Source organism: Campylobacter concisus (genome assembly GCF_002914005.1).
Classification (GTDB): domain Bacteria; phylum Campylobacterota; class Campylobacteria; order Campylobacterales; family Campylobacteraceae; genus Campylobacter_A; species Campylobacter_A concisus_N.
Genome location: NZ_POZU01000075.1, coordinates 1 through 506, shown reverse-complemented (window position 1 = coordinate 506; position 506 = coordinate 1). Strand labels below are relative to the sequence as shown.

The following is a 506-nucleotide window of genomic DNA, read 5'->3' as shown; positions in this document are numbered from 1 at the left end:
CGCTTAGAGCATCATCAACGCGGTCTTTTTCCTCTTTCATCTCAGTTTCAGTCGCAGTACCTACTTTAATAACTGCCACGCCGCCACTTAGTTTTGCAAGGTGCTCTTGAAGTTTTTCTTTGTCATAGTCGCCTGTAGTCTCAGCGATTTTCGCTTTGATCTGAGTTATTCTTGCGTTTCTCGTTGACTTCTCGCCTGCGCCATTTACGATCGTTGTGTTCTCTTTGTCGATAACTACGCTTGACGCTTGACCAAGGTCGTTTATAGTAGCGCTTTCGAGTGTTCTGCCTAGCTCTTCGCTGCTGTTTGCCGCACCTGTTAAGTTAGCATTAGCGTCAAGCATGACATTACTTCTGTCGCCGACGCCTAGAGGCTCAACAGCTGTGATGGTTATCTCGCTTCGAAGTTTATTTACATCAGGCGTCGCAAGTGCCTCAGCCTCAATGTGTACAGCGATAATAAGAAGGGGGTTGCCTCTTTTTTGTAATTGTTCTAGCAATGGAAGG

At 46.2% G+C, this 506-nt stretch carries 1 pseudogene; it reads right to left on the bottom strand.

Features of this window, described 5'->3' with window-relative positions:
- A pseudogene (gene groEL, locus CYP54_RS08820) lies at positions 1–506 on the bottom strand (chaperonin GroEL); the annotation flags it as partial.